The sequence below is a fragment of the Nitrosospira lacus genome (genome assembly GCF_000355765.4).
Lineage (GTDB): Bacteria > Pseudomonadota > Gammaproteobacteria > Burkholderiales > Nitrosomonadaceae > Nitrosospira > Nitrosospira lacus.
Map to the genome: position 1 here is coordinate 858131 of NZ_CP021106.3, position 24726 is coordinate 882856.

Below are 24726 nucleotides of genomic sequence, written 5' to 3' on the forward strand. Positions count from 1 at the left end.
ACAAGTTGTTTTTGTTCGATTCTTCTCACCCTGCATTCATCTCCGCAATGAACAGCGTGAAGGAATCTCTCTGGCGCGCGTGCGTGAAACTTATTCAGGGATTCCTTAACGTATAATCAATCATTTTACCGCAAAAAAGCCGAACCCTATGCTCGTTCACCCGCAGTTCGACCCTGTCGCCATCTACCTTGGGCCCCTTGCCGTCAGGTGGTACGGGCTCATGTATCTCCTGGGATTCGCGCAGTTCATACTGCTGGGGCGTTATCGCATCAAGCGCCACCCTGAGGGTGTATTCACCACCAGCATGCTCGACGATATGCTGTTTTTCGGTGTTCTGGGAGTCATACTGGGCGGCCGCCTGGGGTATGTATTATTTTATCAGCCCGGCTACTTCCTGGCGCATCCGCTGGAAATCTTTGCAGTGTGGCAGGGTGGAATGTCGTTTCATGGCGGTTTTCTTGGCGTGATAACCGCGATGGCGCTGCTGGCCCGAAAATATAAACTGCGGTGGCTGGCCGTCACCGATTTTATCGCGCCGTTGGTGCCGTTGGGGCTGGGGGCGGGCCGTCTCGGTAATTTCATCAATGCGGAGCTGTGGGGGCGCCCCACCGACGTGCCCTGGGGCATGATTTTTCCGCACGTGGATGATCTCCCGCGCCATCCTTCCCAGCTCTATGAGTTTGCGCTGGAAGGGTTGGCATTCTTTGCATTGATGTGGATTTATTCCGCCAAACCGCGGCCGGTGGCCGCGGTCTCCGGCATGTTCCTGATCGGCTATGGCGTGTTCCGTTCGTTTGCGGAGTTTTACCGTGAACCGGATAATGGCTTTCTGGGTGTACTGACGCTTGGTATCAGCATGGGGCAATGGTTGTCGCTGCCGATGATTGTGGCAGGCGCCGGTATGCTGGTTTGGGCTTATCGAGCGCAGCGAAGCATACCACCCGGTTTGGAGCCAGCGGATAAGCCAATTAAGCCCAATAAGCCGGAACGAAAGAAGGGCGGACGAAGCCTGAAGTAAGATTCTCTCATGTCCCTGCGCCATTCCTACACAGTCATTGCTCCGCTTTATGATGCTTTGCTCGCGACGGCGGGTACCGGAGTGCGCGCGGCAAGCCTCGGCCAACTACCGCAACAAGGTGATCTCAATATTCTCATCAGCGGCATTGGTTCCGGACTGGATTTGCCTTATCTTCCTCCATGCCACCGCTATGTCGGCCTGGATCTTACCGCCGCCATGTTAAGACGTGCAAGATCCCGTGCTGGGGGTTTGCGCCTGAACCTGATTCAGGGCAATAGCATGTCACTGCCGTTTGCCGACGGATATTTTGATCATGTGGTGCTGCATCTGATTCTTGCGATCGTTCCCGATGCGAACGCCTGCTTGCGGGAAACCGCCCGTGTATTAAAACCGGGCGGAAGCGTGCTGATCCTTGACAAGTTTCTCAAGCCGGGCGAGACCGCCTGGATCAGGCGAACATTGAATCTGCTGTCGCAGCATATCGTTACCCGGCTGGATGTGGTATTTGAGGAGGTGTTGGCGGGCGTTCCGGAATTGAAAGTGGAAGCGGACGTGCCGGTACTGGCGGGTGGGTGGTTTCGTCGTATCCGCCTGGTTAAAAAATGACCTGCAATGCGAAACAGAAGTAAAATTCTTTACGCGACATCAAAATCATCAATCGGATATTTATCGGAAATCCCATGCGTTACATTGCTTCTTTCATTGCCATTGCGATGCTTCTTGCCGCTACATCCGTGCAGGCGATCGACCTGAAAAGCCCTGGGATGGGTTGGACCGAGGCCTACCGCAGCAATGAGCTTGTCATTTTTACGAAAGATGTGGAAGCGGGACGCAGAATTGTCGCAATTGCCGAGGCGGACGCTCCGCCGGAGGTTGTTTTTAATGTCATCAATGACTTCGACCATTATCCGGATTTCATGCCTTACGTGAAGGAGTCGCGGGTGCTCAGCCGCAAGAATGATAGCGAAGTCATTACTTACGCGCGCATCGCGCCGCCGTTCGTAAACGAGCGTGACTATCCGCTCAAGGTCAGGATGACGCGCGGCATACCGATGAATGGCGGCATATTCAAGACCGAATGGACTGCCAGTCCCGACGCCCACCCGGAAATCGAGGGTGTAGTGCGCGTCAAACTCAACGAAGGCTCGTGGCGGGGTGAACCGCTCGATGACGGCAAGCGTACGCGGCTCACCTACACACTGCTGACGAATCCTGGCGGCCTGATTCCGGCCTTTGTCGTCAACTTGTCGAATACGGTCGCGATTCCCAAACTCTTTAAGGCGGTGATGAAACGCTCGGCCGAAAAAGCGGCTCTGGAGAGATAAACCGCAAATATGCGATCCAGCGCTTATGGGTTCGTTCAATACATTTACAGGAGTGGGTCATGGCAAATACAACCGTGAGAGTCCTCGCCAGGATAACTGCGCGGCCTGACAAGATTGAAGAGCTGACCCCAATTCTGCGGGGTTTGGTGGGAGAAACACGCAAAGAGAGTGGCTGCATCAGCTATCAGCTTCTTCAAAACAGAGCTGACCCTGGCGATTTTACATTTGTGGAAGAATGGGAGAGCGATTCCGCTATCGATAGCCACTTTATAACGGCACATCTGCAGAATGCTTTTTCGGAGGCCGCGTCCCTGCTCATGAAAGAACCCGATATACGCAGGTACTACGTTATTGCATAAAGTAGGGGAAAAAGGATCGAGAGGATGGCGGTGAGTGGGGGAGTCCCATCCTTTCAAGGGCTATCCGAGACAAAGATCATATGCCGACCGCAATTGGAGACGTTCTGGATGTTTGAGCTAAAGATCTTTTTTCTTTTCCTGGCTACCGCAGTCGCCGAAATCGTCGGTTGCTATTTGCCTTATCTCTGGCTCAAGCAAGGCCAGAGCGCGTGGCTTCTCCTGCCCGCCGGCGCAAGTCTCGCGTTGTTTTCATGGCTGCTTGCGCTCCATCCCACGGCTGCGGGCCGCACCTACGCCGCATACGGAGGGGTTTATATTTTCGTGGCGATACTCTGGCTGTGGGCTGTCGAGGGCATCAGGCCCACGGCCTGGGATGTGGCCGGTTCTCTGGTGGCGCTTGCCGGGATGGCCATTATCATGTTTGGTCCACGGCATGCGTAAGCGCATAAGGGGGATTCAGCGTACTTGCCGCCTCATTGATGTCGCTTGGTTCCGGCGAGTGATTATTTCCGCTTCACCAGACTTGCCTGTCTCATGACAACTGGTTGTCGTCGGTTGACTTCGGCGCTCGAAACCGTAGAATCTCTTTAACATTCAACTTTTAAAAGAAACATAGCGAGAACATAAGATTTTCATAGGAGAAAGATAGATGGTTGCGAAAATGACTGCTGTGTTGTCAGTTCTTTTGCCAGTGTTTCTTTTTGCCGGTTGTTCGGCGATTTCAACGACCCCGGAAGGAAGATCCGTTGAACTTGTCACTGTAAAACCAGCGGGTAATTGCAAGCCGCTTGGTGACGCAGTGGGCTCTCAGGGCAACTGGTTTACAGGCGACTACACGCCGAATAAAAACCTGCTTATCGGTGCCAGAAACGATCTGCGCAACAAGGCGGCTGAAATGGGGGGAAACTACGTCTGGGTGCAAGACTCGAGTAATACCAACGCATGGGGCAGCAAAGGCACGTCAAACACTACAGTCTTGGGGGTCGTCTATCGCTGTGAGTAATGTCAGCTTTGGGGGCCGCAATTAACCTATTTATGGTTTCATCTGAATCGAATATGCGAGAGCCGGAACATGTCCAGCAAGGTTTACTACAACAGCGCATGCCCGGTTTGCAATGCAGGAATCAAGGATCAGCGCCAGCGCATGGAAGCGTGTGGCATTAAGGACATCGAGTGGGTCGACGTGCACGCTAATCCAGATGCTGTGTCGGAAGTGGGCGCTTCGTTGGAGCAGGTGCGCGAGCGGTTGTATGTCAAGGATGCCGATGGCGAGCTCAATATCGGAGCGGACGCATTCACGCGACTATGGTCACAGACGCCCAGCCAGCACTGGCTTGCAAGCCTGTTGCGATTACCGGTACTCAAGCAGCTTGCACGTCTGGCGTACAACGTCTTTGCCCGGCTGCTTTACCAGTGGAATCGCGCCAAGAGACACTGGTAGTGTTCACATCTGATCAGGCGCTTCGCGAACCAATTGCCGTCAATGTGTCAAGAATTCGCAGACGTGAATAACAAGACGGCGTGGCGCTTCCTGCCCATTTCGATCAAATGCGAAGAATTTTGAGCAGATCGTTGCCATAACTTTCCAGTTTACGCGCACCCATACCGGGTACCTGACGCAGTTCGTTTTCTGTCTGTGGACGCAGGCGCACTAATTCCGCCAGCGTTGCATCGTGAAACACGACATAAGCGGGAACGCCGTGCTTCTTTGCCATGTCGATGCGCCATGTGCGCAGGTGCGTCCATAGTGCACCAGACGCCGGATCGAGTGTGGCAAGTTTGTCCTCACGCGCGGCCTTGGTTTTGGCTGTATTCTTTTTGCGCTCCGGCTGCAGGCGCAGAGATACCGTTTGACTTCCGTTCAATACCGCGCGGCTGGCTGCCGTGAGACGCAGCGAACCATGACCCTCGCTGTCCGCAGTAAGCAAGCCGAGTGCCGCCAATTGGCGAAATATCGCGCGCCACGCCTTGTCTTCCAGTTCCTTGCCGATACCGAAGGTGCTGATCTTGTCGTGACCCCACTGCCCCACGCGCGCGGTATCGTTGCCGCGCAGCACATCAATCAGATGCCCGGCACCAAAGCGCTGACCCGTACGAAAGGCGCAAGACAGCGCCTTTTGTGCTGCCACCGTGCCGTCCCACACTTGGGGCGGATTGAGACAGACATCGCAATTACCGCAAGCAATACTGGCCGTGGTTTCGCCAAAATATTCCAGCAGACGCACGCGGCGGCAGGTAGTGGCTTCGCACAGCGCCAGCAGTGCATCGAGTTTGGCTGAGGCGATCCGTTTAAACTGCGCATCCGCCTCGGAACCTTCGATCATGCGCCGCTGCTGCACCACATCACCCAAACCGTAAGCCATCCATGCGTTGGCCGCTTGACCGTCACGCCCGGCACGGCCGGTTTCCTGATAATAGCCTTCCACACTTTTGGGCAGGTCGAGATGTGCGACGAAACGCACGTCCGGCTTGTCTATGCCCATACCGAACGCAATCGTGGCTACCATTACGATGCCCTCCTCGCGCAGGAATTTTTCCTGGTTGCAGCTGCGATCTTCCGTACTCATGCCGGCGTGATACGCAAGCGCGCGTATGCCTTTTTCGACCAGCCATACCGTCGTTTCTTCGACTTTTTTGCGCGACAGACAATAAACAATACCGGCGTCGCCATCATGTTCCGCATGGATAAAAGCAAGCAATTGCACCTTGCCGTTCACCTTGTCCACGATCTGGTAACGAATGTTGGGACGATCGAAGCTGGAAATGAAAATCCGTGCGCCATTGAGGCCAAGGCGCTCAACGATTTCTCTGCGCGTTACGCTGTCCGCAGTCGCCGTCAGCGCGAGGCGCGGTACGCCGGGAAACCGCTCATGCAGAATCGAAAGCTGGATGTATTCCGGACGGAAGTCGTGTCCCCACTGCGACAAGCAATGAGCCTCATCGATGGCGAACAGCGAAAGCGGTGTGCTCGCCAGAAGATCGAGAAAGCGCGGCGTCAGCAATCTCTCGGGTGCCACGTACACCAGATCATATGCGCCTGCGAGCATGCCGCGTTCGACTGCCGCGGTTTCCATCTGTGACAAGGAAGAGTTGAGAAATGCCGCGCGCACTCCGGCCTCATGTAACGCCGCGACCTGATTCTGCATGAGCGCAATCAGCGGTGAGACCACCACCGCGATGCCGTCGCGCAATAACGCCGGAATCTGGTAACACAACGATTTGCCACCTCCGGTCGGCATCAGCACCAGGCAATCCCCACCTCCGGCAACATGCGCGATTATCTCAGCCTGCTGTCCGCGAAAAGCAGGGTAGCCGAAGACGTCTTTGAGAAGCGCAAGCGCACGGAGCATGGTTAAGGAAACTTTAGAAATCGTCATGCGATCGAAATGAATGTACCGAAAACCCGAGTTTGTCTTACCCGGCTATATGGCACTGGTTAATAATTTCCAGGCCAGGCTTTCTCCCGCCCGTAGCGGAATCAATCCATTTTCCGCAAATTCCAGCTGTGCAGGTACGTTCCAGTTTTCTCTTTTCAGCGTAATGCGGTCCCTGTTGCGCGGCAGCCGGTAGAAATCCGCACCATGAAAGCTGGCAAAGGCTTCGAGTTTATCCAGCGCACCTGCTTGTTCAAAAGCTTCCGCATACAGTTCAATGGCCGCGTGTGCGGTATAAATGCCCGCGCAGCCGCAGGCCGTTTCTTTGGTGGATCGGGAATGTGGCGCGCTGTCGGTGCCGAGAAAAAATTTTGGATTGCCGCTGGTGGCGGCTTCAACCAGCGTACGGCGATGAATTTCGCGCTTCAGCACAGGAAGGCAATAGTGGTGTGGCCGGATACCTCCCTGAAACAGGGCATTGCGATTGAGCAGCAAGTGATGGGCGGTAACAGTGGCGGCAATATTGCTTGAGGCGCCCCTGACGAATTCCACCGCCTCCCGCGTGGTGATATGCTCGAATACGATTCGCAATCGCGGAAAGCGTTGCGTGAGGGGGATCAGCACTCGTTCCAGAAATATTTTTTCCTTGTCGAACACATCTACTTCGGGATCGGTCACTTCACCATGCACCAGCAGCGGCATGCCCACCTGTTCCATCGTTTCCAGCGTAGCGTGGCACTTGGCAATATCGGTAACGCCGGCCGCGGAATTTGTGGTGGCGCCGGCGGGATAATACTTCACGGCCTGTATCGCACTGCTTCTCTTGGCCTCGATAATTTCCGCGGCCGTAGTGTTTTCGGTAAGGTATAGCGTCATCAGCGGCTCGAAGCGCATTCCCCGAGGCAGAGCGGCAAGAATACGCTCACGGTATGCCAGCGCCATGCCGGATGTCACGACCGGTGGCTTGAGATTTGGCATGATGATGGCACGGGCAAAGCATCGCGCGGTATCCGGCAGCACTGCGCGCATCTGCTCCCCGTCGCGCAGGTGGAGATGCCAATCGTCCGGGCGGGTGAAGGTTAGCGTTATCAAGATGGTATTTGGTGGTATCGCACCGTTGCTATTTATCCCGGCAACTGGTTGCTCCCAACATCCCGGTGAGCCAAGGTACGGACAAGTTGCAGATCTACAGCACCGGCATAGCTAGCGGTGTACTTCGCAAGTGATTGAATCTGAAAACGCGGTTTTCCGCGTCATGCGTCGTTGCAAATCCTCTCGATAGCTTGGGCTATCGCTGTGGTTTGCCCCTGAGCTGACACCAAAATCCCTCGCTTTTATTAGTCCTATCAATTACAAAACAAACCACTGGCGGCCCGTGGGACTTACAGGAAATCGGCTGCAAGAGTATCTATCCGGTCCAGATTTCACAGCTTTAGCGGCCAATAAAAATGGATGTCGACTTCAGAATCGTCAAAACTCGTCCTGAACCCCATCATTCTTCAAGTCCTACAGGCTGCTAATCCGTTATTCTTCCCTCTAGCGTAGCGTGGGAATGCACGGCTTTTTCCGCAATCAACTGGGTAGCGGCTGGAACTTGTCCCCATGTATTCCAGAGCAGGACACCGCATACCCGCTCATTGCGCAAATAGTAAATCACACCCTTGCGGAAGGGCTCCTTCCAGTCTTCGATAATATCAAGGCTTGCATCAAGCTCCCCCACCGCTTCGTAGCCCAGGTCAAACAGATCGGAATAAAAGAAAGGCTGATGATGATAGCTGTCCGACTGTCCGGCCATATTTCTGCCTGCCATTTCACCCATGACATTAGCGTTGTCCTCATGTTCCACGCGCATACGCTTATCCAGCACGGTGCTATGGAAGTTTGCCACATCGCCCGCCGCATAGATGTCAGGATTGCTCGTGCGCAGTTGCTCGTCCACGATGATGCCGTTGTCCACCGCAAGTCCGGCCTGAACGGCCAAGTCGATGTTCGGCAAAATGCCCAGCCCTGCCACAACTCCATCGGCAGGGATTTCCGTGCCATTCCCCGTGATCACAACAGTCTTGCCGCCAGCAGTCCGCACAGATTTGACGTTCTCCGATGCGAGTATGGTGACTCCTTTTTCGCGATAATAAGAATTTATGAATTCGGCCAGAGGCCTTGGATAAACACGCGCGCCGATACCATTTTCCGGAAAAATCATCGTGACCCGTTTGCCGTTCATGGCAAGCGCGGCGCCGATTTCGGAACCGATGAAGCCACCGCCGATCACTACAAAATCCGAGCCCTGTTCACTCAACTCGCGCAACCTGCGATAGTCGTCAGCGGTTCTAAAATAGATGATGCTCTCGCTGGAATCGGGGAAGCGCCGTACCGAGCCCCCTGTGGCAAGTAAAAGCTTTTCATAAGTATAGACGTTGCCGGCATCATCGGTCGCCGTTTTTTTCGATGGATCGAGGGCCACAATTTTTTTACTCAGGTGTACCGCGACATTGAGGCCATGAGCGTTACGCCAAATGGATTCGTACGGCGTATCCTTCCACAGCGACTTGGAAAGGGGGGGGCGATCATAAGGCAGATGGCGTTCCTCGCAAATCATGGCAATGGCGCCATCCTGGTCGATTTTGCGGATACCGTGAACAGCGGAATCAGCAGTCATGCCGCCGCCGACGATTAGGTACTTGTGATGTTTCATGACCGTTTCCCTTTATAGATGCGCATCAGCGCATATTGAAAATTGCCTCGATTATAATATCGCGATTTTTCCCGTATCTGCTCTTTATGAAAAAGTTAGGGCATTATCGTGGAACTTTGGATCTGACCATTACACCATGCGGAAAGAAATCGTAAATTCGCGCAGCTGTGGTCAGGACCATCAAGGTATTATCGCCATACCGGACAACTCAGTTTTTTCCACAGACCCTATAGCAGTATAGCCAGTATATAATGGGTGCCTCTATAAATTCAAAGTTAGGGTTAGGCACAGCCTCATAATTACGACAATGGATGACACGAAAACTGACGCGGGAGCGACCGGGATTGATGTTTGCGTACAACATGCGCGAGAGATGCTGGCTTCCCAGCTTGCGAAAATCAAGGACAAGGGATACGACTTTGCGCCTCAGTTCAGGCAAATGACAATTCAATTGTACTTGGCCGGTATCATGTGGCGCTGCAGTGAGAGTCTCAGCTTGTCAACCAGCGCCCGTGATCATGGGTTTGCGGCGCTTCAGGCGATGCTCATCAGCGATGGCATGACTAAAAAGCAGGCTCAACAACGAATTGCATTTCTGAATAATATGTCTCGAGTGGAAGACGGTGGCGATACACTGGCTATCACGATTGGTTATGAAGCGGTACCGGATGACAATAGCCTGGCCATGATCTTTGATGAGTATCAAAATGAGGTACGGGTTTCGGGGGCGTTCTGGCGCTTTTACGAGCGTGGTAAAAAAATCATGTTTATCGGTGGTGCGGTAGCAGCCTTTGTAACGATTTGGGCAGTCACGATTTTCCTTCCAAAAACCGAGGGAATCGATGTGCTGGCAGCGGGACTCCTGGCAGCTGCCTTGGTTGTACTTCCAACATTCTTGATCGGGTTATGGATTTACCGCATGAAGATCAAAAAACCACCCCTGCCAACTTCACCTCCGGAGTGATCGCAGCCCGGTACACTCGATCGGGAGTTTGGGTTTCTTCGAGTCCGGCAGCCGGGTCAGGCTGCTGTCTGCAAGCGTATTCCTGAACGCATTCTCGCGATAAATCTGCATGAAACGTGAAAGCCACACCCGGACAACGTATAATTGCCTGTCCATATAGCCCGCGATATTGTCGATACGACCCATAATGAGTGCCACAATCATGGATGGCAATGCGTTAGCAAGGGAAGTGCGAGCCGAATGGAAGGTTCGCGCCGAGCGCTTAACGGAAAATGGCGTGCAGCCAGGATTGGCTGTGGTCATTGTCGGTGACAATCCAGCCTCAAGCATATATGTGCGAAACAAGGCCAAGGCTTGCGGCGATACTGGAATTTATTCGGAAATACATGCGTTCCCGGAGAAGGCCAGCCAGGACGAGGTGATACAGCGCATCCAGGAATTGAACAGAAACCCCAGAATCCACGGTATTCTGGTGCAATTGCCGCTACCCCGGCATTTTGAAAGCGGCAAGATCATTGCATCCATCGCGGTGGAAAAAGACGCGGACGGCTTCCATCTATACAATGTCGGTGCGCTGGTTACCGGCAATACGGTTTTCCCGCCCTGCACCCCTTATGGCGTAATGAAAATGCTGGAAAAATGCGGTATTCCGGTTGAGGGCAAGCACGCAGTGGTGGTGGGCCGCAGCAACATCGTAGGTAAGCCGATGGCGTTCATGCTGTTGCAGCACGGAGCCACCGTCACAATCTGCACGTCGAAGACGCTTGAGTTGGCCGAACATACAAAACGAGCTGACATCCTGGTGGTGGCCGTTGGAAAGCCGCGCATGATCACGGCCGATATGGTGAAGCCCGGTGCAACGGTAATAGATGTCGGCATCAATCGCTTGCCTGACGGGAAGATTGCGGGGGATGTGGATTTTGAAATGGTCAAGGAGAAAGCGGGTCACATTACGCCGGTGCCGGGTGGGGTGGGACCCATGACCATCACCATGTTGCTGTGTAATACCATAGAGGCTGCGGAACGCGCTCAAACCGCTCAGGCAAGGGTATAGCCGCAGCGTAACATCGGCAGCCCCTCATCATATGCGAGACAAAATATGGAACCTATCCCGGACATAGATCCAACTGAAACAAAGGAATGGCTCGATGCGCTGGAGTCCGTACTCACACACGAGGGGACCGAACGAGCGCATTATCTGCTGGAAAGGCTGGTGGAGAAAGCGCGCCGTTCCGGCGCATATCTCCCTTATAGTGCCACCACTGCCTATATCAATACGATTCCTCCCGGCAAGGAGGATCACTCACCCGGTAACCATGCGCTGGAGCACCGTATCCGTTCCTACGTTCGCTGGAACTCCATGGCAATGGTGTTGCGCGCCAATAAGAATTCCAATGTTGGCGGCCATATTGCCAGCTTTGCATCCGCCGCGACACTCTACGATGTGGGCTACAATCACTTCTGGCATGCCCGCTCCAAGGATCATGGCGGTGACCTGATATTCGCCCAGGGACATTCCTCCCCTGGTCTTTACGCCTATGCTTTCCTGCTGGAGGAATTGTCACAGGAACAACTCGATAATTTCCGCCAGGAGGTTGACGGGAAGGGCATATCCTCTTATCCGCATCCGTGGCTGATGCCCGATTTCTGGCAGTTTCCGACAGTATCAATGGGGCTGGGGCCATTGATGGCAATCTATCAGGCGCGTTTCATGAAATATCTGGATAGCCGTGGGCTGGTTCAGACCAAGGGGCGCAAGGTCTGGGCTTTCCTGGGTGACGGAGAAATGGACGAACCGGAATCCCTCGGCGCAATTTCGCTGGCCTCACGTGAGAATCTGGACAACCTGATTTTTGTAGTTAATTGTAACCTTCAACGCCTTGATGGCCCGGTGCGTGGCAATGGCAAGATTATCCAGGAGTTGGAGGCCGCTTTTCGCGGTTCCGGCTGGAACGTCATCAAGGTAATTTGGGGCTCCTACTGGGATTCTTTGTTAGCCAAGGATACTAAGGGCTTGCTGCAGCAACGCATGATGGAATGCGTGGATGGCGAATACCAGACTTTCAAGTCCAGAGACGGTGCCTACGTGCGCGAACATTTCTTTGGCAAATATCCGGAACTGCTGGAGATGGTCGCCAACATGTCGGACGACGATATCTGGCGTTTGAACCGCGGAGGTCACGATCCACATAAGGTCTATGCCGCTTACGCCGCCGCAGCCAGGCATACCGGGCAGCCGACCGTGATACTTGCCAAAACCATCAAGGGTTATGGCATGGGTGAAGCGGGCGAAGCGCAGAACATTACCCATCAGCAGAAAAAAATGGGCACGACGTCGCTGAAAGCATTTCGTGATCGTTTCGGGCTGCCCATTGCGGATGACAGGATAGACGACGTACCGTATCTGAAATTTGACAAAGATTCGCCCGAGTTTGTTTATATGCGGCAGCAGCGGCAGGCGCTGGGCGGATTCATCCATCGCCGCCAGCGCAAGGCCGAGGCACTGTCGATACCACCGTTATCCGCGTTCGATACATTGCTCAAGGCAAGCGGCGAAGGACGGGAGTCCTCCACGACCATGGCATTTGTGCGCATCCTGAATATTCTCGTGAAAGACAAGGCTATAGGCAAGCATGTAGTACCGATCGTTGCGGATGAGTCGCGCACTTTCGGCATGGAAGGCATGTTCCGGCAGTTGGGCATCTGGTCGTCAACGGGACAGCTCTATACGCCGCAGGATGCCGACCAGCTGATGTATTACAAGGAAGACAAGAGCGGGCAGATTCTGCAGGAGGGGATCAACGAAGCAGGCGCCATGTCATCATGGATGGCTGTCGCAACCGCCTACAGCACTCATGGTGTGCAGATGATCCCGTTTTATATCTTCTACTCCATGTTCGGCTTTCAGCGCATCGGTGACTTGGCTTGGGCAGCGGGAGATATGCGCTGCCGTGGATTCTTGCTGGGAGGTACGGCCGGACGCACGACACTGAATGGAGAGGGGCTGCAACACGAAGACGGCCATAGCCATCTGTCCGCCTCGACCATTCCCAATTGTGTATCCTACGATCCCACATTTGCGTACGAGCTTGCGGTTATTATTCAGGACGGGTTGCGCCGAATGTATGACGTGCAGGAAGACGTCTATTATTATATTACCGTAATGAACGAAAATTACCCGCATCCGGAAATGCCCGCGAATGCGGAACAAGGTATATTGAAAGGCATGTACTTGTTTCGGGCAGGGAAACGGACAGAAGGAGAATATTCCGGGCTGCAGGTTCAATTGCTTGGATCCGGCACTATCCTGCGTGAGGTTATCGCGGCGGCAGAAATACTGGAAAAAGAATATGGCATCGCCGCCGACATATGGAGTGTCACCAGCTTTAACGAATTGAGGCGTGAAGCGCTGGATGTGACACGCTGGAACATGCTGCATCCCGCCGAACCGGCAAAACTATCCTATGTAGCGTCATGTTTCAAAGATCACGAGGGACCTGTGGTGGCGGCCACTGACTATATGAAGATATTCGCCGATCAGATACGTGAGTTTGTGCCGGGGCGTTACAAGGTGTTGGGTACGGATGGTTTTGGCCGTTCCGATACACGCGAGAAGCTGCGCCGGTTCTTTGAAGTGGATCGCCATTACGTCACCGTGGCCGCGCTCAAGGCATTGGCCGAGGAAGGCAAGATACCGGTGGAAAAGGTGGTGCACGCGATAAGCAAGTTCGGCATAGATCCGGACAAACCAAATCCAGTGACTGTATGAGAGAGCGGACGCGTGAGTGGATGCCTGTCTGCAAGACGCGTAGAGGTGCATACCCCGGTCGTGGTTTATTATCGGTGCGGGTCACGAAACTGCCGGATTTCGCGCCGCCAGCCCTTATTTCCAGATCGGGATTAATGTAGACACGAAGGAAAGAAGCGTGGCAGAGACTAAACAAGTATTGATTCCGGACATCGGCGACTTTAAAGACGTTCCGGTGATAGAAGTGCTGGTGAAGGCGGGCGATTCCATCAAGGTGGAGGATCCGCTGATCGTGTTGGAATCGGATAAGGCGACAATAGAAGTGCCTTCCCCTTTTGAGGGTGTAATTGGAGACGTACTTGTAAAAGTAGGTGACAAGGTATCTGAAGGTACGCCTATTTTAGCGATGCAAGTCGTTGAAACGGACAATTCGGTGAAAATCTCTCAAGCCGCCCTGTCAACAGGCTTGGCTTCACGGCAGGCTCCTAAGTCGTCACCTCCTTCTGCATCTGCCCAACCCGCCGATTTTTTGGAAAGATCGGAGGCGGAAGCTTCCCCATCAGCCTCGGCGCAGATTCCAACTCCGCAGCCAATCGGTCAATCCATATCTCCACCAATAGACGAAGCTGCTTTCGCGAAGGCCCATGCGAGCCCCTCGGTGCGGCGATTTGCGCGCGAACTGGGCGTGAGTCTTGGGTTGGTGAGCGGCAGCGGCCCTAAACAGCGCATACTCAGGGAAGATGTACAGGGCTACGTCAAAGCCGAATTATCAAAACCACGTGGCGGCAATGGCGCGGGACTCAATTTGCTGCCTTGGCCGCAAGTAAATTTTGCAAAATTCGGCCCGGTGGAGTTGAAGCCACTGTCGCGTATCAAAAAAATCTCCGGAACGAATCTGCACCGTAACTGGGTAATGATTCCCCATGTGACGCAATTCGACGAAGCCGATATCACAGAACTGGAAGCCCTGCGCAAGGAGTCCAATGAGGCATCAAAAAAAGATGGCGTGAAAGTCACGATACTCGCCTTCTTGATGCGTGCGTCGATAGCGGCATTAAAAAAATTTCCAGAGTTCAACGCCTCGCTTGATGGTGCGTCGTTTGACAGTGCAGGCGGTGCAGTGAATCTGGTGATAAAGCACTATTACCACCTTGGTTTTGCGGCGGATACGCCAAATGGACTGGTGGTGCCCGTCATACGTGATGTCGATCAAAAAGGCGTGATAGACATCGGCAGAGAGATGGCCAATCTCGCGGTGCTGGCTCGCGAGGGTAAGCTGAAACCCGTTGAAATGCAGGGTGCAAGCTTTACCATCTCCAGTCTGGGAGGGATCGGAGGCACCGCATTCACGCCAATTATCAATGCACCTGAGGTGGCGATTCTCGGCGTATCCCGTGCCAGCATAAAACCTGTTTATCGGGATGGCCAGTTTGTTCCTCGTCTAATGCTGCCGCTATCCCTGTCCTATGATCATCGCGTAATCGATGGGGCAACCGCCGCGCGCTTTACTTCACATCTGGTCGAGGTCCTCGCCGATATGCGCCGGGTATTATTATGAGAAAAGGCTCGCCGCAAGAAATCTCAACCCACATACCGCTAAACCAGGAATGAGCGATCAATTGCCGGATTCAGGTTTAAAGGGAACCGTTTCCGCACTCTGGCATTCCGAGTCTGTTCAGGCAATAGAATCCGGGGTTCCGCTCGTTGGTATTTTTGGTGGCACCTTCGATCCCATTCATAATGGCCACCTGCGTGTGGCTGAAGAAATTGCCGAAACCATTGGCCTGAGAGAACTGCGCTTTGTCCCCGCCGGCATTCCGCGGTTGCGCCATGCTCCCGCTGCATCGCTTCAGCACCGCGCGGCGATCGTGGGTCTAGCGATTCGGGGCAATTCCAGATTTGTCCTGGACGAGCGCGAAGTCCGCCGTCATGGAGTGAGTTATAGCGTGGAGTCGCTGCGCGAACTTAGACGGGAGATGGGAGAGTGCGTCATACTATGTTTCATCATAGGGGCGGATGCGTTCATGAAACTTGCCGACTGGCATAGCTGGCGTGAATTATTCGGATTATGCCATTTCATCATAGTGGCTCGCCCAGGATATGCGTTAGCATCGAATCGTTACGCCTTGCCGCAAGAATTGGAAGATGAGTGCGCGCAACGCTGGGCATCCAGTGCGGATAGTCTCAAATATACACCCAGTGGATTGGTTTTCATCGCACCGACGACTTTACTCGATATTTCCGCAACTTCCATTCGAGCCCATATTGCCGCCGGGAAAAGCGTCCGTTATCTGATGCCCGATGCGGCTATCGATTATATTGCAGCAAATCACTTGTACTCAGGAGGAGGATGACACCTGCTAAACTGGTAAAAACGGTTGTGGCCGCGCTGGAAGAAATAAAGGCACATGATATCGAAGTTCTGGATGTGACAAAGATTACCACTTTGTTCGACCGCATGATTATTGCAAGCGGGGATTCCACTCGTCACACCAAGGCTATTGCGAACAATGTGGTGGAAAAAGTCAAAGCCGGCGGTGGGATGGTTTATGGCGTAGAGGGTGAGCAAGCCGGAGAATGGGTGCTGGTGGACTTGGGGGATATGCTGGTACACATCATGCAAGCGACAGTGCGTGCCCACTACAATCTGGAAGAATTGTGGGCAGAAGCGAAAAAGAAGAAGATAAGCAAAGCAACTGCCGGTGCAGGCGAAAGCAAGGATCTTCTCAAGCCTCTCGTTGCCAAGTCATCGACTGTCAAGCCCCGCAAAGCCTCCATCAAGTCGGTCTCGCCGGTCAGGAAAAAATCTCCCAACCCCGGGGGCGCCAGCTAAATCCGAGTACTTCGTATGAAATTTCTTGTTTGTGCGGTGGGTCACAAAATGCCGCAATGGATTGCGGCCGGTTTTGAGGAATACCGCAGGCGCATGCCACATGAGGCTGGCATTGAATTGCTGGAAATCAAGCCGGAAAAACGTAGCGGCAAGAAGACGGAGCAGTTGCTGGCTGCCGAGGCTGCTCGCATCCTGGCGGCGCTACCGCCCAGGTGCCGAATGGTGGTGATGGATGAACGTGGTAAACAATTGACTACCACCAAGCTGGCTGATTCCGTTACGGAATGGATGAGAAATGGCGGGGATACCGCCTTTATCGTGGGCGGAGCGGACGGATTGGACGCCGGTATCAGGAATTCGGCGGATGAGGTTTTGGCGCTATCCGCACTGACGCTGCCGCATGGTTTGGCGCGGATACTGCTTGCGGAACAATTGTATCGCGCGGTATCCCTTATCAAGGGGCACCCCTACCACCGGGCGTAACAGCCTTGGACCGCAACATGTCTGAACCTGCGTGCGGCAATGGACTGCTCATTTAGTAGAACAGTATTATGATTAATAGCAATATTTCGTATTATTTGACGCTGACCCTTTAGGTGAACCCGCTCCAGCGGCCGAATAGGTTGGAAATAGAGTATTTTCCAGGACAATATGACTTTACCGGAGAATCGCATTTATCTTGCTTCCCGCAGTCCCCGCCGACGGGAGCTGTTGAAGCAGATTGGAGTAAATTTCGCAACGCTATTATTACGCGAAGCTATGCCCCGCATGGCGGATGTCGATGAAGCCTCAATGCCGGACGAAGCGCCGGAGATTTACACCTCACGTATCGCCCGGACAAAGGCCGGGACGGGGTGGATGCAGCTTATGCAGCGCAAGCTGCCACAACTTCCGGTGCTCGCTGCCGACACGGTAGTGGTGCTGAAGGGACGTATTTTTGGCAAGCCTGAGGACGCTGCTCATGCGCAAGAGATGCTGCGTGCCCTTTCGGGCCAGACTCATCGGGTATTGACTGCGGTCGCGGTGGCTGCGCAAAATGGAATACATGTGCGAACTTCCGCTTCCACGGTGCGATTTCGTCACATCAGCGAACGCGAAATTCGACTGTACCTTGCCAGCGACGAAGCGCATGACAAAGCGGGCAGCTATGCGATTCAGGGGATAGCGGCAGTTTTTATCGCGGAGATTTCCGGCAGTTATAGTGGTGTGATGGGGCTGCCGCTGTTCGAGACTGGCCAACTGCTGGAGGAATCCGGTATAAAAATATTTCCCTAAGTAAAAAAAGTAAAGATCAGTTGACGAAAAAAAGTCTGTGAGGGTCATGGCGCTCAACTGGAAAACGAACTCATAAAATGACGGTCATCTGCGGGATTCAGGAGTAATGACTAGCGAAATTCTTGTCAACGTCACGCCGCAGGAAACTCGTGTTGCCGTAATGGAGCAGGGTGCGGTGCAAGAGTTGCATATAGAGCGTACCAGTAGCCGTGGAATTGTAGGCAATATTTACAACGGGCGCGTCACCCGGGTATTGCCGGGAATGCAATCGGCTTTCGTCGATATCGGTCTGGATCGCGCCGCCTTCCTTCATCTGGCTGACATCTGGAGGCTGCGCCAAAGCGAAGATGCCGATAAGCCCATTGAAAGATTACTGTACGAGGGCAAGAATATTCTCGTTCAGGTCATCAAGGATTCCATCAGTACCAAAGGTGCACGACTATCCACTCAAGTGAGTATCGCCGGGCGGATGCTGGTGTATCTCCCGCAGGTGTCCCACATCGGGATTTCGCAGCGTATCGAGGATGAAACCGAGCGCAAGTTGCTGCGCGAAAAGCTAAAACACTTGCTGCCTCCGGGTGAAAAAGGGGGTTTTATTATTCGCACCATGGCGGAAGCCGCCAGTGAGCAGGACTTGCAGACAGATATCGATTATCTGTACAAGTTGTGGCACGACATTGAAGGGAAATCTTCAACCGGTATGCCCGGATTGCTCTATCAGGACCTGAATCTCAGCCATCGTGTATTGCGCGACTTCGTGAATGTTGGTACGGCGCGTATTCTGGTGGATTCACGCGAGACCTTTCAGAAGATGGTTGCTTTTGCGCGAGACTATATGGCCAATGTGACGGAACGCGTCGATCATTATGCCGGAGAGCGCCCATTATTTGATCTGTATGGTGTCGAAGATGAGATTGAAAAATGCCTGGCGCGACGGGTAAACCTTAAATCCGGCGGCTACCTGATCATCGACCAGACCGAGGCGCTCACCACAGTGGATGTCAACACCGGCGGATTCGTCGGTGTGCGCAGCTTCGACGACACCATTTTCAAAACCAACCTCGAAGCGGCGCAGGTCATCGCGCGTCAGTTGCGCCTGCGAAATCTGGGCGGTATTATTATTATTGATTTTATAGATATGGAAAGCGCGGAGCATAAGAATGCCGTGCTCGCCGAATTCAAAAAGTCACTGATGAAGGACCGGACGCGCATGACCGTCAATGGTTTCACCGCGCTCGGGTTGGTGGAAATGACACGAAAACGCACGCGGGAAAGCCTTGCCCATATTTTGTGCGAGACGTGTCCTACTTGCCAGGGCCGCAGCGAGGTCAGAACCGCGCAAACGATGTGTTACGAAATCCTGCGCGAATTATTGCGCGAATCCCGTCAATTTGACGCCCGCGAGTTTCGTATTCTGGCTTCACAACAAGTCATCGATCTATTCCTTGATGAGGAATCGCAAAGTCTGGCCCAACTGGGAGATTTTATCGCCAAGCCCATCAGTCTGCAGGTAGAAGCCGCTTATACGCAGGAACAATATGATGTCATTCTGATGTAGCGGTTGCTGGTGCCCTACACCGGAAATTCAGCAATCATCCGTTTCGTTCCCCGGCTTCGTCCTGCAGCACTTATTCAAGGTTCCCGATTTAGTGTCCTCCTTCCACAACCTCGATTTCAGGAGGTGCGACATGAGTGAATTCCTCGCTATCCTCATAGGCTAGATGTGTTGTTCCGGTGGCTTTGATCGCCGCACCGGCCACGAGTCCGGTAACGAAGGCAAACACCACGCTGAAAGTAATGCCGATCAGTTGAGCTGTTGCGATACCCGGCACCACCATGATGGCAATCAAGGCACCCAATAGTCCGGGCATCCCATGCAGATTATGGACACCGCAGGTGTCAACGATTTTGAAGCGCTTTTCCAATGCCGGTTGAATAAACACATACCCGATGACGCTAACAGCGCCCGCGAGCAGCCCGATTGCGAAAGCGCCTGAGGGGGATACGATATTGCATGTCGATCCAATTGCCACTCCCCCGGCCAGCGCCGCATTCGCCATGTCGACCATTGAAGTCTTGCCTTTGTGGAAGTACGTGCTCAGGAAATAGGTGCTGAGAGTGGCCCCGCAAAGCGCGAGCACGGTGTTGACCACCGTCTGCGGCATCTGCTCGAAAGGAACGATGGCGGTGGCGAAACTGGGCCAGAAAAGCCACAATACCATCGAACCAAGCATGGCGAAACGGTCAGAAGTCGCATCGGATTCGATCGGCTGGCTGCGTTGTCGCGGGGTGGTCAGCGCCAGGGATAGTCCCAAGCCAAAATAGGCGCCAAAGGCATGGATGATGACCGACCCGGCGGTATCCTGATAGCCCTCCGTCAAGCCCATCCCATTGTCGAGCACCAGGTATTCGTTCATCAGATACGCGGGAACCAGGAAAAACGCCAGTAAGGCATATTGGAAAACCCGTAGACGTCCAAGCACAGCACCCGTGGCAATCAATGCGGTCGCCACCGCGAATTCGGCAAAAAGCAGAGCCTTGACCGTATTTGGAGCAATTTCGTGTCCCAGGATTCCATTCGCGCGCAGCAGCATGTAAAAGGGAAGACCGACCGCCACCACCAGATAAGTGCCGGTCGTGGCGCCAAATCCATATCTTCGTACAAACACCATGAGAAAACCGAAACCTACCAGCAACATCGCCAGAATATGAATGACGTAGTTGTACTGAGCGACTTGCCGTGCCTCGCTAAGCTCGGGTCCAGCGCTCTCGCTCGCCCAGGCGCTGAAGCATAGAAGAAGCAGACTGACCGCACTACATAGCGTCAAGCAGAAGCTTTTCCTCATTTGACTCTCCCTTTTTTTTGCAGTTTATGGGGCCTACCCATGCAAGAGTGTGAACCTCAATAGCCTTAAATACAATAGGGATATAATGAATAACAGGAGCTCATTCCGAGCCATAAGCTATTGCTGCGAAAGGGAGACATACGGTGAGCCGGACCGTGCTGCGGAAGCCCGGTAGGTCAATTGCTCCGAAGCGAGTGGCAAATATTGGGGCGCCTTAATTATGAGCTGGAAAGCTCAAAGGGCAGAAGGATATAAGTTATCGCAAACTTTTTGGTTGGCTATTCCGGATCTACCGAACCGAATTGCTCTTATTCCTCATGCAAGGCCTTTCTCTATATCCGCCGCTATGGCGTGGTAGAGTGACCGCAAATTCGCCCGCATATTGCGAATGGTGCCGCTCACGCTCATCATTGAGGGAATACGTTTACCATGATGCTCAATTGGGCTGCCGATGTACTGAAGGTTGAATCCCAGCTTACTGAAATGGCTCGCCAGCCGTTCCTCCGTCAGGACGAACACAGTGTCGATTTCATTCAGTCGGGCCAGTTCAGTAGTGGCTAGATACAAACCGATCGGAATAAATGGAAAGCGTGGCTGGTTGGGTGTGCCAAAATCTTCACCCGAGATACCCACCGCGGTATTTGACTCACCTTTACGCCGGCGATAGCCCGCGATAACGGCGAGGCGCGACACCTCCGCGATATCGCGGCGTGACAGTTTCGCCGAATCGACGATGGATTTATCCAGCGTCGTGGCGCAGGTTTTCTCGAAGGGCAAAGGATAATGCGGATCCTCCGGTCGAGGGCGGACGATACGGGTGCAGCCGACAAACTCGCCTGTCTTGACACTGCGCATCAGGAGATGCAGCGAATAAGGGTCATGCTCATCGGTTTCAAGCCCATCCGATCGCACCGGTTCAAATTCCAGATCCTCACAATAAACTTGATGCCGTATTCGATAGACTTCATCTTTTAGCGCGTTTGAGAAAGCCGGGACGATTTCAAAGTACTGCTTAAAAATATTACCCAGGTTGAGTATATCGGATGAAACCAATTTGATCTCCTCGGCAAATTTAGTTTGGGGTGCTTCAGTTTGACCTATTCAAGTTTTTTCAGATAGTCCTTGGTAAAAATCTTGTCGGGCAGATCCCGCAGTTTCATTTCTGAATATTCGAGCACGGATTCCTCTCCCTTACGTAATGCATCTTCCATGACAAGGCGGGTGGGCCGTTGTTTGCCAAGTAGCATCTTGAAATCTTCGTAACGGGCGGTTTTGAGCAGGCGGTTGGACAGCGAATAGAACTCGGCGCGATACGGCCAGAAATTTGATTGCCGTACCCAATATAAGACTTTATGATATGTAACGCCCCGATCGACGCCAGTAAGTTCCAATACGTAATATTTGTCGCCATCAATGGTGTCGGTGCGTAAAATCGTAGCGTTGTAGTCGCCGGCAAAGTTTGCGCGCGCCAAATCCCCATTTGCTACTTGGCCGGTCAGCCGTTGGGATAATGATAAGCGTACTGGTTGCGAGATATCTGGCATGAATACCCACAGATCGCGTCCTTTCATCAGTATAATTTGACCGCGTTCGGAAGCGGGCTCGGTGGTCATCACCACGCTGTTTTCGTTACCCTTCGATAGAACCCGGTATTTACGCATATCTGCTACCTGGTCAGGTGCGGTAGTATTGATGTTGACGTCGACCTGAAAGCTCTCGCGCGGGAAACGTATCTGATCAGCCTTTTCCAGAATACTTTGAGCTAATTCCGCATCAGTAGACTCGGCGAACGCGGTGGATGCCAAAGAAACAAAAAGGGAAATTGCCGTTAATAAATACCGCGAAGGTTTTTTTTGCATTATGGTTTCCTCATTGTGGATGCCGTCTGCCCTTGCGGCTTCCTATTCTAGGATTGTTCCTGTAAAAATTTTTTGACTTGGCACGATTTCGAAGACTACACCTTTGATAAACAATAAGTCCAGCCAGGCATAGGCGTCACGTGAATGTTCTGGGTGGTGCATTCCTTGAGATAGCCGATCCATCTGTTAGTGATCAAGTCCATTCTTCTCAATCCGATCCGCTGTATGGATACCCTGTCGCTTGAGAGGGCTCATCCGCGGGATATATGCCCTGTCCATGGTCGGCGGACGAGCCGACCGCTAATTTTGCCCATAGCTCCGGCGTAGCCATTCTTCAAATTGATGAAGCATATTAACGGCCGTTTCAAGACAATCTTTACTTTTGCCGCCGTGACTGTTTTATGTCGATGCCGAAACCGCTGAAGGCGTATCGAAGACGATCTGATTGCGAGTGTCAGAATGACAATTAGGACGAGAAATTGACCATGATAATCGAGTGCTGTCGTGTGGGCGAAAATACCTCAGTCCAGGGTGCGGATTAAGTGGGGCGGATGGTGTACGCACGCAAATTTGGATATTCTGTATTCATCGCGGTACTGATCGCCCTGCCGCTGCGTTGCTTTGCCGAGCCTGCATCATCCAATTCGCTAACTCCCAATTTCCCCATCGGTGCAAGATCATCATCCAATTCACTGACAGATAAGACTGATGGGGAGCCTTTGTTCTTGTCCCTGTCTTTATCCCTATCCCCGCATCTAGTTCGCCAGACGGCCGACTCCATCGCTACCACTGTGGAAGGCAGCGCTGCTGCTGCGCATGAAGAGATTAATGGTGAGCCCTTGCTCATGCCGTTGTCTTACTCTCTGTCCCTGCCCCCAATCCCGTTGATAATCAAGGATAAGGAGCATAATGTAGTCGCGCAGGACAAAGAACAAAATAAAAGTGACATAGATGCGCGTGAGTCGCTATTCGGTGACGCTGAACCGGCAAAGGAGAAATTACCCCACGTGCCTGCCTGGAAAAAACTGGCGACTGGCTGGAGGGGGTTCTCTCAACTGGAAATTGCGGATAACTATAGTAGTCCAGAGCATTTCTCCAAAGCGAAGCTGCGAACCGAGCTGTCCCGCACCGGGCAATTCAACGAATACATGAAGTGGAAAATCAGTGGCCGCTTCGATTACGATGCCGCCTATGATCTCTCCAGTTTCTATCCTCCGGCGGTTCGGCAGGATCAACGCTACGATCTCTTTCTGCGCGAGAATTATCTGGATATTTCCGCCGGCAATTTCGATTTCCGTCTTGGCCGTCAACACGTGATATGGGGCGAAATGGTCGGATTGTTTTTCGCCGATGTTGTGTCAGCCAGGGATATGCGCGAGTTTATCCTCCCGTCGTTCGATATAATGCGTATTCCGCAGTGGGCGATGCGTGCCGAGTATACGAAGAATAATATACATGCCGAGGTATTGTGGATTCCGGTACCGACTATTGACGAGAGTGGCAAGCCGGGCGCCGATTTTTACCCTGGTCCGCTGCGAGGAACAGCCAATTTCCTTGCGGAAGATCGCTCCGGGCGCAACGTTGGCAACTCGAATTACGGACTTCGTTTATCGTATCTGAAAAACGGCTGGGATATGTCTGGGTTCTATTATCACAGCCTCGACGCCTCTCCCACGTTTTATCGTGTCAGCGGGGCCACCGAACCACTTGTCTTTCAGGCGCGACACGATAAGATTGATCAGGTTGGCGCAACTTTTGCGAAAGATTTTGGCTCAGTTGTATTGAAGGGTGAGCTGGTTTATACGGATGGACGCAAGTTTAACGTCACACGGCCTACCGCGATTGATGGTCTAACCAGGCAGAATATCCTCGATTACGTAATCGGTCTGGATTTCAGCCTGCCAGCCGAAACCCGCTTGAATCTGCAATTCTTTCAGCGAGCGTATTTCGGGCATGATCCGGACCTCATTGCGGATAAGAGGGAGAGCGGGGCAAGTATTCTGCTCAATGGCAAGATCTGGCACAAGCTTGAAGCGCAAGCCTTGGTCATCCACAGTCTGAATCGTAGCGACTGGATGTTTCGGCCGAGGCTGACCTGGAACTTCGAAAAGAACTGGCGTTGGGTACTGGGGGCAGATGTTTTTGGTGGGCAGCCTACCGGCTTGTTTGGCCGTTTCAACAATAACGATCGCGTCTATACCGAGATGCGCTATTCGTTCTGATGTCCCCCGCAAGCCGTATACAGCGCGTTGACCCATCATCCGGTTGAGCGTATATTCCAGATACAAAGATGGTTTAACCTAACTCCGGCAGTTGGACGGGGCGCAAAAAAACATATGGCACAAGATGTGTCATATGATAATTCCCTTCCAATACCTGTCATGCCTGATTATCCTCGCACTTGGCATCCGTGCAGCACATATTTCTTGC

General features: G+C 53.0%; 24 protein-coding genes. 17 read left to right on the forward strand and 7 right to left on the reverse strand.

What is annotated here, in order from left to right:
- The first annotated feature begins 148 nt into the window (after nt 1-148).
- From lgt to EBAPG3_RS03870, 7 genes are all read left to right on the forward strand, one after another.
- The gene (gene lgt / locus EBAPG3_RS03840) at nt 149-1018 is read left to right on the forward strand and encodes a prolipoprotein diacylglyceryl transferase (protein ID WP_081607275.1); all 870 of its coding nucleotides are present in this window, start codon (nt 149-151) and stop codon (nt 1016-1018) included.
- A 9-nt stretch (nt 1019-1027) separates the two neighbouring features.
- Nucleotides 1028-1624, forward strand: coding sequence for a class I SAM-dependent methyltransferase (locus EBAPG3_RS03845; protein ID WP_004178157.1), 597 nt, complete (start codon nt 1028-1030; stop codon nt 1622-1624).
- A gap of 74 nt (nt 1625-1698) precedes the next feature.
- The gene (locus EBAPG3_RS03850; protein ID WP_004178158.1) at nt 1699-2343 is read left to right on the forward strand and encodes an SRPBCC family protein; all 645 of its coding nucleotides are present in this window, start codon (nt 1699-1701) and stop codon (nt 2341-2343) included.
- Between the two features lie 59 nt (nt 2344-2402).
- Nucleotides 2403-2702 (forward strand): putative quinol monooxygenase, encoded by a 300-nt coding sequence (locus EBAPG3_RS03855; protein WP_040852429.1) that lies wholly within the window; start codon nt 2403-2405, stop codon nt 2700-2702.
- Nucleotides 2703-2810: 108 nt separating this feature from the next.
- The gene (locus tag EBAPG3_RS03860; RefSeq protein ID WP_004178160.1) at nt 2811-3143 is read left to right on the forward strand and encodes a YnfA family protein; all 333 of its coding nucleotides are present in this window, start codon (nt 2811-2813) and stop codon (nt 3141-3143) included.
- A 208-nt stretch (nt 3144-3351) separates the two neighbouring features.
- Nucleotides 3352-3705: a DUF4156 domain-containing protein gene (locus EBAPG3_RS03865; protein ID WP_004178161.1), complete on the forward strand. Its 354-nt coding sequence runs from the start codon at nt 3352-3354 to the stop codon at nt 3703-3705.
- A gap of 69 nt (nt 3706-3774) precedes the next feature.
- On the forward strand, nt 3775-4143 hold the full coding sequence (locus EBAPG3_RS03870) for a thiol-disulfide oxidoreductase DCC family protein (RefSeq protein ID WP_004178163.1): 369 nt from the start codon (nt 3775-3777) through the stop codon (nt 4141-4143).
- A gap of 103 nt (nt 4144-4246) precedes the next feature.
- Here the strand turns inward: EBAPG3_RS03870 and recQ are convergent, their stop codons facing one another.
- From recQ to EBAPG3_RS03885, 3 genes are all read right to left on the reverse strand, one after another.
- Entirely contained in the window at nt 4247-6052 is a 1806-nt protein-coding gene (recQ, locus tag EBAPG3_RS03875; RefSeq protein WP_004178164.1) for a DNA helicase RecQ, read from the reverse strand.
- A 72-nt stretch (nt 6053-6124) separates the two neighbouring features.
- A complete protein-coding gene (gene pyrC / locus EBAPG3_RS03880) occupies nt 6125-7168 on the reverse strand; it encodes a dihydroorotase (RefSeq protein ID WP_004178166.1) in 1044 nt (347 codons plus the stop codon).
- Nucleotides 7169-7592: 424 nt separating this feature from the next.
- A complete protein-coding gene (locus EBAPG3_RS03885) occupies nt 7593-8771 on the reverse strand; it encodes an NAD(P)/FAD-dependent oxidoreductase (RefSeq protein ID WP_004178167.1) in 1179 nt (392 codons plus the stop codon).
- 373 nt (nt 8772-9144) lie between these two features.
- On the opposite strand from EBAPG3_RS03885, the gene EBAPG3_RS03890 reads away from it, so the two are divergent.
- Nucleotides 9145-9735, forward strand: a complete 591-nt coding sequence (locus EBAPG3_RS03890) for a hypothetical protein (protein WP_227869266.1) — start codon at nt 9145-9147, stop codon at nt 9733-9735.
- Here EBAPG3_RS03890 and EBAPG3_RS03895 read toward each other — a convergent pair.
- The gene (locus tag EBAPG3_RS03895; protein ID WP_151898856.1) at nt 9721-9939 is read right to left on the reverse strand and encodes a hypothetical protein; all 219 of its coding nucleotides are present in this window, start codon (nt 9937-9939) and stop codon (nt 9721-9723) included. The genes EBAPG3_RS03890 and EBAPG3_RS03895 overlap by 15 nt on opposite strands.
- Here EBAPG3_RS03895 and folD point away from each other — a divergent pair.
- The 8 genes from folD to rng all read left to right on the forward strand — a co-directional run bounded on the left by folD (nt 9923) and on the right by rng (nt 19149).
- On the forward strand, nt 9923-10789 hold the full coding sequence (gene folD, locus EBAPG3_RS03900; protein WP_040852430.1) for a bifunctional methylenetetrahydrofolate dehydrogenase/methenyltetrahydrofolate cyclohydrolase FolD: 867 nt from the start codon (nt 9923-9925) through the stop codon (nt 10787-10789). The genes EBAPG3_RS03895 and folD overlap by 17 nt on opposite strands.
- Before the next feature lie 45 nt (nt 10790-10834).
- Nucleotides 10835-13504 carry a pyruvate dehydrogenase (acetyl-transferring), homodimeric type gene (gene aceE / locus EBAPG3_RS03905; RefSeq protein WP_004178176.1) on the forward strand — a complete coding sequence of 890 codons (2670 nt, stop codon included), beginning with the start codon at nt 10835-10837 and terminating at the stop codon, nt 13502-13504.
- A gap of 157 nt (nt 13505-13661) precedes the next feature.
- Nucleotides 13662-15041 carry a dihydrolipoyllysine-residue acetyltransferase gene (aceF, locus tag EBAPG3_RS03910; protein WP_004178177.1) on the forward strand — a complete coding sequence of 460 codons (1380 nt, stop codon included), beginning with the start codon at nt 13662-13664 and terminating at the stop codon, nt 15039-15041.
- Between the two features lie 49 nt (nt 15042-15090).
- Entirely contained in the window at nt 15091-15837 is a 747-nt protein-coding gene (gene nadD / locus EBAPG3_RS03915; protein WP_151898857.1) for a nicotinate-nucleotide adenylyltransferase, read from the forward strand.
- Entirely contained in the window at nt 15834-16316 is a 483-nt protein-coding gene (rsfS, locus tag EBAPG3_RS03920; protein ID WP_004178182.1) for a ribosome silencing factor, read from the forward strand. Before nadD ends, rsfS begins: the two co-directional genes overlap by 4 nt.
- A 15-nt stretch (nt 16317-16331) precedes the next feature.
- Nucleotides 16332-16799 (forward strand): 23S rRNA (pseudouridine(1915)-N(3))-methyltransferase RlmH, encoded by a 468-nt coding sequence (rlmH, locus tag EBAPG3_RS03925; protein WP_004178184.1) that lies wholly within the window; start codon nt 16332-16334, stop codon nt 16797-16799.
- Between the two features lie 168 nt (nt 16800-16967).
- On the forward strand, nt 16968-17591 hold the full coding sequence (locus tag EBAPG3_RS03930; protein WP_040852432.1) for a Maf family protein: 624 nt from the start codon (nt 16968-16970) through the stop codon (nt 17589-17591).
- A gap of 106 nt (nt 17592-17697) precedes the next feature.
- Nucleotides 17698-19149, forward strand: a complete 1452-nt coding sequence (rng, locus tag EBAPG3_RS03935) for a ribonuclease G (protein ID WP_004178186.1) — start codon at nt 17698-17700, stop codon at nt 19147-19149.
- A gap of 88 nt (nt 19150-19237) precedes the next feature.
- On the opposite strand, the gene EBAPG3_RS03940 is transcribed toward rng, so the two are convergent.
- From EBAPG3_RS03940 to EBAPG3_RS03950, 3 genes are all read right to left on the reverse strand, one after another.
- Entirely contained in the window at nt 19238-20437 is a 1200-nt protein-coding gene (locus EBAPG3_RS03940; RefSeq protein WP_040852435.1) for an ammonium transporter, read from the reverse strand.
- A 315-nt stretch (nt 20438-20752) separates the two neighbouring features.
- Complete coding sequence (locus EBAPG3_RS03945) at nt 20753-21490, reverse strand: PEP-CTERM/exosortase system-associated acyltransferase (protein ID WP_004178189.1); 738 nt, start codon at nt 21488-21490, stop codon at nt 20753-20755.
- A 44-nt stretch (nt 21491-21534) separates the two neighbouring features.
- Nucleotides 21535-22296, reverse strand: a complete 762-nt coding sequence (locus tag EBAPG3_RS03950; protein WP_004178190.1) for an outer membrane lipoprotein-sorting protein — start codon at nt 22294-22296, stop codon at nt 21535-21537.
- A 551-nt stretch (nt 22297-22847) separates the two neighbouring features.
- Here EBAPG3_RS03950 and EBAPG3_RS03955 point away from each other — a divergent pair.
- Nucleotides 22848-24518 (forward strand): DUF1302 family protein, encoded by a 1671-nt coding sequence (locus EBAPG3_RS03955; protein WP_004178193.1) that lies wholly within the window; start codon nt 22848-22850, stop codon nt 24516-24518.
- The last annotated feature ends 208 nt before the right edge of the window (nt 24519-24726 follow it).